Source organism: Acidovorax sp. LjRoot204, from assembly GCF_056175785.1.
Map to the genome: position 1 here is coordinate 1 of NZ_JBGFFF010000214.1, position 6,054 is coordinate 6,054.

The following is a 6,054-nucleotide window of genomic DNA, read 5'->3' on the forward strand; positions in this document are numbered from 1 at the left end:
ACATTGAGCAATCGGCATCGCGGGTGATGCACAACGTGGTGTCTCGCGGGCATTTTGACTTGGCGCGGCGGTTTCGTGCGGTGTATTCGCGTTACCAGAAGAGCCGGGACCTGGTGCAGGTGGGGGCCTATATGAGCGGCTCCGACCCGGCATTGGACGAGGCTATCCGCCTTCAGCCACAGATGGCGGGTTTTCTGCAGCAGGACATGTACGAGGCGGCCTCCATGGACCACAGCGTAGCCGCCATGGCGGCGGTGCTGGACCATTGACGGCGGACAAGGGAAGCCATCATGTCCAACCTTAGCGCCCTCTCTGTCGCAGTCGAAGTGGCCTCTCGCAAGCGGGACGATGCCCGTAAGGTGCTGCAGGACACGCTGGCTGCCGAGCAGGCAGCGCGTGCCCAGCTCGATCAGCTGGAAGACTACGCCCGTGAAACCGAGTCACGCTGGGGCATGAAGGCAGGTGCGGCCATGCAGCCCGAAGTGATGTACCACCACTACCACTTCATGGACAGGCTGGGTCATGCGGCCAGCATCCAGACCAGTGTGGTGGGTGACCAGTCTGCGCGGGTGCAAGCTGCCCAGCGCGCTCTGTTAGATGCAGAGCTGCGTTTGGCCAGTCTGCGCAAGGTGGTAGACAAGCGACGCAACGACCTCACCCTGCAGCAACAGCGCAGAGACCAAAAACAGACCGATGAACGCGCCGCGCTGCAGTATCGCAACGCGGGCCAGGAGAATTGAACATGGAACCGACCAAAGTAGCCTCCTCGCAGGGCACCCAGCCCGCCCACACGACTCGCGCCAAATCATCGGCCCAGACTGCTGCCGCAGACGCTAGCGATCCTGCGGCTGGGGGTGATTTTTTGGCTTTGCTGGCGGCGTTGGGGGACGAGGTGGAGGAGGGGGGCGTACTGGGCTCGGCAGGATCGGATGTTCTCGCCGCGGACGGCCTTCCTTGCGTCGGATCCACGGCTGTAGACGCCTCTGCGGTGGCTGCATGGCAAGGGTTATTGGGCATGGCTTCGGCCAATGTCGCTCCTCCGGCCTCCACAGGCGCTGACGGTGGATCGCGCCTCGCTGCCGCTTTGGGTGCGGGGGGGGCGTCTCCAGTAGGTTCTGGGGCCGAGTGGACGCCATTTGGCCGTACCCAAGGCTTGGTGGCAGAGACGGCGATGTTGGACTCTGCTGCAGACATTAAGGATGCGCAACCTTTGGGCGCGACGTCCATGGCTGGTCGTACATTCTCTCGGTTGCAGAACGTCGCGGCGCTCCGCACTGGGCTTTCAGGTTCGGGGGACGTCAGTTTGGGGCAAGGCACGGTTGGCGAGTTGAAACCTCATTCATTCGGACACACTCCGGCGGCCGCTGCGCTTTCACAGGCGATGACTGAGCGCTCTGCCCAGGCCGCATCGACGGGGGCACAACCTTCTGAGCGCGTGGGCGGGCTGTCATCCGCAGCTACTGGCTTCGAAGGAGTCACGCATCTTGCCGATGGTCTGTTGACAGCCGGCGCTTCTGCACGGACGCCCGAATTCGCTGCTGGTGGGCACTCTGCCGGTGAGAACCCGGGAAATGGGGGGGCATGGTCTGAGAGCGCATTGGGCGCATCTCCTGTGGAGTCCAGTAACTTCACCGATGCAACGGTCTTTGCAGACCCTAACGCCTTGAGTGCAGAAGAGCAGGTGGCCGAACAGGTGGCCTACTGGGTGAACCAGAAGACCCAGAACGCGGAGTTGACGCTGCAGCGTGATGGTCAGCCGGTGGAGGTGTCGGTGTCTCTGTCGGGCAACGAAGCGCACGTGTCATTCCGCAGCGACCAGCAGCAGACGCGGGAGCTGTTGGACCAGAGCATGGCGCAGTTGAGTGATCTGTTGCGCAGTGAGGGTTTGGTGTTGTCTGGCATGTCGGTGGGCACTTCGGCACGCGACAGTGCCGGTGGTGGCGAGGCGGGGCAGCAGCGACCTCGCGACGGGGCACGCCAGGCGCAGGTGGTATCTGCCGTGCCTGCTGGCACAGCCTCGCTGGCGCGTGGTGGTGTGGCGACAGACCGGGCCGTGGACGTCTTCGTCTGATTCTGCGGGGTGATGTGGGCGGTCGGTAGTTCTGCTCCCGTCTCCGCAGACTAGGCGAGCGCGGTGAATGCCATGGTTTTGGGCTTTTATTCTGGCTATTATTGGTTACACCCCCGACCCATAATGGGCTAACAGGTTGTGCTTTCACTTTGATAGCGTCTGTTCTGCCTGTTCCCTACCGCAAGGAATTCCATTGTGTCAGCCAATACTCCCGCAGCAGCCGCACCCGCCAAAAGCAAGAAGATGCTGTTGATCATCATCGGCGTGGTGGTGGCTGTGCTAGTGATCGGAGGGGGCGCAGCAGCATGGTTCATCTCCAGTCGGTCGCATGCCGCTGAGGACGAAGAGGGTGGCGGTGCACCTGCGGCTCACAAGGAGGCGCCCAAGGTTGCCCCCACCTTCCTGCCCTTGGAAAACATGGTGGTCAATCTGGCTGATCCTGGCGGTGATCGCTTTGCGCAGATCGGCATTACGTTGGAGCTGGAGGATGCAAAGACTGCAGAACAGGTCAAGCAGTACCTGCCGTCGATCCGCAGTGGAATCCTGATGCTGGTGTCGCAACGCACGTCCACGGAGCTGCTGCAGCGCGAGGGCAAGGAAAAGCTCGCTACCGACGTCTTGCGCGAAGTCTCGCGCCCTCTGGGCTACTCGGTGCCGTCAGAGCGTGAGCGTGCAAAGGCTGCCGCCGCCGCTGAGCAGGACGGAGATGCAGAGGAACGCCCCGCCGCGCGCAAGCGCACAGAGCGCAATCCCGTGCGCAAGGTGCTCTTTTCGAGCTTCATCATCCAATGAGCCAGCCGGGTAAGGACCAGCCATGAGTGATTCATTTCTTTCGCAGGAAGAGGTTGATGCCCTTCTGGAAGGGGTCACTGGCGAGAGCCAGAAGTCCGTTGAGGAAGTGGCTGAGGCGGGGTCGGTACGCAATTACGACATCTCCAGCCAGGAGCGCATTGTCCGTGGCCGCATGCCGACGATGGAAATCGTCAACGAGCGGTTTGCACGCAACTTTCGCATTGGGCTCTTCAACTTCATCCGCCGCAGTCCTGAAATTTCGGTGGGGACTGTGTCGGTGCAACGATACAGTGCTTTCCTGCGAGAGTTGGCGGTGCCGACGAACTTCAACATCGTGGCGATCCGCCCCCTGCGAGGCAGCGGACTGATCGTCTGTGAGCCTTCGCTGGTCTTTGGCATCATTGACACCCTCTATGGCGGGGTCGGTAAGTTCCAGACCCGCATTGAAGGGCGTGATTTTTCGCCTACCGAGCAGCGTGTCATCAACCGGCTCGTAGATGTGATCTGCGCGGAGTACAAGAAGGCGTGGCAGGGGATCTATCCGCTGGAGCTGGAATACCAGCGCTCGGAAATGCAACCCCAATTCGCCAACATTGCTACGCCCAGCGAGATCGTGGTGTCCACGGCCTTTCAGCTGGAAATTGGCGACCTGTCGGGTGCCATCCATATATGCATGCCTTATGCAACGCTGGAGCCGATCCGCGATGTACTGTATTCGTCCACGCAGGGTGATTCCATTGAGGTGGACCGCCGTTGGGTAAATGTGCTCAAGCGTGAAATCCAATCCGCAGAGGTCACGCTGGTGGCGGAGCTGGCGAAGGCTGATGCCACCGTGGAGCAACTGCTGGCCATGAAACCGGGTGACTTCATCGAACTGGACCGCGAGCCCCGTATCCGTGCGTCGATCGGAGGGGTTCCCATTTTTGAATGCCAGTATGGAACCCACAATTCCAAGTACGCCATCCGCATTGAAGAGTGCCTGCGCACTTCGGACATGAGTTGGCTGGGAGAGAAGAATGGCAACTGAAGAAGACAACAAGGACGCAGGCGCGGATGACCCGTTTGCGGGTTGGGCCGAGGCGCTTGAAGAGCAGAAGCGRACGGACGAAAAACCGGCGGACGCAGAGCAGGGCGGGCCACTTTCCGGCGAGCCCGTGCGACCATTTTCCGGTGCTGCGAGTGGTGATACCGTCAACGACATCAACATGGTGCTGGACATTCCGGTGCAGCTGTCGGTGGAGTTGGGGCGCACCAAAGTGCCCATCAAGTACATCCTTCAACTGGCACAAGGTTCGGTGGTGGAGCTGGATGCACTGGCAGGCGAGCCCATGGATGTGCTGRTCAAYGGCTACCTKATCGCSCARGGCGAAGTGGTGGTGGTCAAYGASAAGTWYGGYATCCGCCTGACCGATGTGGTCACGCCGTCGGAACGTTTGCGGCGGGTGAGCCGTGGATAGTGGGAGCATGACCCAGACGCTGCTGGTCGTGGTGCTTTTTGTGGGCACCATGGCTTTGCTTCCCTGGGCTGTGCGCCGGCTGCAGCAGCGCCAGTCCTCCGGGACGCTGGCTGCCGGGGTGGCGTCACGCGTGGTGTCTGCAGTGGCCGTCGGCCCTCAACAGCGGGTAGTGACGGTGGAAGTCGGCCCTGAACATGCGCGTACTTGGCTGGTGCTGGGCGTCACCGCTCAACAGGTCAGTTGCCTCCACGTGCTACCAGTGGCGGCCAAGGGGGCTGGGGACGCCGTGAACGTTTCACTCCCGACAGAACCATCGTTTGCTCACGAGATGCGAGCTGCGTCCGCTGATTCTGGAAAGTCCGCGCATGTGTGAGCTCGCATCCTTGCTTCCAAGGCGCGTAGCGCGAACAGCTGCGCGTGCTTTGCCTTGGGCCGTTGCTGTTGCCAGCGTGGTAGCGCATGGCTTCGCTTGGGCTCAAAGTCCGGGCGCATTGCCACTGGTTGTTGGCAGTGGGCCATCTGGCGCCAGCTACTCGGTACCCATTCAGACACTGCTGTTTTTCACGGCGTTGTCTTTTTTGCCCGCTGTGCTGCTGATGATGACGGGCTTTACACGGATTGTGATTGTGCTGTCCTTGCTGCGTCAGGCCTTGGGGACGCAATCGGCTCCTCCCAATCAGGTCATCATCGGGCTGTCACTGTTCCTGACCTTTTTTGTCATGGGCCCGACGCTGGACCGTGTGTACCAGGACGCTTACGTTCCCTATACCAACAACACCATCAGCTTCGAACAGGCGCTGGACAGGGCAGAGGCGCCGATGCGCAGCTTCATGCTCAAGCAGACGCGGCAATCTGACTTTGCGCTGTTTTCCAGGCTGGCACGTCTTGATCCCAAAGTGACGGCTGAGACGGCGCCCATCCGTGTGCTGGTGCCGGCCTTTGTGACCAGCGAGCTCAAATCGGCGTTTCAGATCGGGTTCATGATTTTCATCCCGTTTCTTGTCATCGACATGGTGGTGTCCAGCATCCTCATGTCCCTGGGCATGATGATGTTGTCCCCGGTGTTGGTGGCATTGCCGTTCAAGCTGATGCTGTTTGTGCTGGCAGACGGCTGGAACCTGCTGATCGGCTCATTGGCCGCCAGCTTCGTCACCTAGAGGATTCCGCCATGACTTCACAAATGGTGCTGACCATTGGGCGTGACGCCCTCACCCTGCTGCTGATGATTTCCATGCCAGTGCTGGGGGTGGTCATGGCGGTGGGCTTGTTGGTCAGTATTTTTCAGGCTGTCACGCAGATCCATGAAGCAACGCTGGCGTTTGTGCCCAAGCTGATTGCGGCCATGGTCGTTTTTGCGATTGCTGGGCCCTGGATGCTCAGTACCCTGGTGGACTTCATCCGCCGGACAATCGAATCGATCCCGTCGATGATTGGATAGCACATGCCAATCTGGGCACTTGGCGGCCTCAGGACAATGCTGGGCTGCTGGAGTCAGCGACGGGCACTGGGGGCGGCCGTGCCTTGGCCGTCAATGCACCCAGGCCTCGCCGGTGGAGGAGGGGCGTGATCACCTTCTCCGAAGCTCAGATCATGGCGTGGCTGTCTCCCATTCTGTGGCCCTTTTTGCGCGTGCTGGCATTGTTTTCCGTGGCCCCAGTGTTCTCCATGCGGGTCGTGCCCATGCGCGTAAAAATCGGTCTCGCTTTCCTTGTGGCTTTGTGTGCGCAAGGTGTT

Annotated in this window: 9 protein-coding genes and 1 pseudogene; all 10 read left to right on the plus strand. The window is 60.7% G+C overall.

Features of this window, described 5'->3' with window-relative positions:
• Positions 1-269 (plus strand): annotated as a pseudogene (locus AC04MI_RS22785) (flagellum-specific ATP synthase FliI); the annotation flags it as partial.
• Positions 270-290: 21 nt separating this feature from the next.
• Positions 291-740, plus strand: a complete 450-nt coding sequence (locus AC04MI_RS22790; protein ID WP_099729184.1) for a flagellar export protein FliJ — start codon at positions 291-293, stop codon at positions 738-740.
• Positions 741-1,663: 923 nt separating this feature from the next.
• Positions 1,664-2,071 carry a flagellar hook-length control protein FliK gene (locus AC04MI_RS22795; RefSeq protein WP_099729185.1) on the plus strand — a complete coding sequence of 136 codons (408 nt, stop codon included), beginning with the start codon at positions 1,664-1,666 and terminating at the stop codon, positions 2,069-2,071.
• Positions 2,072-2,266: 195 nt separating this feature from the next.
• The gene (locus tag AC04MI_RS22800) at positions 2,267-2,863 is read left to right on the plus strand and encodes a flagellar basal body-associated FliL family protein (RefSeq protein ID WP_056748047.1); all 597 of its coding nucleotides are present in this window, start codon (positions 2,267-2,269) and stop codon (positions 2,861-2,863) included.
• A gap of 22 nt (positions 2,864-2,885) precedes the next feature.
• The gene (gene fliM / locus AC04MI_RS22805) at positions 2,886-3,890 is read left to right on the plus strand and encodes a flagellar motor switch protein FliM (RefSeq protein ID WP_056065744.1); all 1,005 of its coding nucleotides are present in this window, start codon (positions 2,886-2,888) and stop codon (positions 3,888-3,890) included.
• A complete protein-coding gene (gene fliN, locus AC04MI_RS22810; protein WP_476498781.1) occupies positions 3,880-4,320 on the plus strand; it encodes a flagellar motor switch protein FliN in 441 nt (146 codons plus the stop codon). The genes fliM and fliN overlap by 11 nt, the downstream gene beginning before the upstream one ends.
• Positions 4,321-4,327: 7 nt before the next feature.
• Complete coding sequence (locus AC04MI_RS22815; protein ID WP_099729187.1) at positions 4,328-4,693, plus strand: FliO/MopB family protein; 366 nt, start codon at positions 4,328-4,330, stop codon at positions 4,691-4,693.
• Complete coding sequence (gene fliP / locus AC04MI_RS22820; RefSeq protein ID WP_233193675.1) at positions 4,686-5,477, plus strand: flagellar type III secretion system pore protein FliP; 792 nt, start codon at positions 4,686-4,688, stop codon at positions 5,475-5,477. Before AC04MI_RS22815 ends, fliP begins: the two co-directional genes overlap by 8 nt.
• Positions 5,478-5,488: 11 nt before the next feature.
• The gene (fliQ, locus tag AC04MI_RS22825) at positions 5,489-5,758 is read left to right on the plus strand and encodes a flagellar biosynthesis protein FliQ (protein WP_015015801.1); all 270 of its coding nucleotides are present in this window, start codon (positions 5,489-5,491) and stop codon (positions 5,756-5,758) included.
• 125 nt (positions 5,759-5,883) lie between these two features.
• Positions 5,884-6,054 (plus strand): flagellar biosynthetic protein FliR (locus tag AC04MI_RS22830; RefSeq protein ID WP_476498782.1); only part of this gene is annotated, 171 nt, incomplete at its 3' end.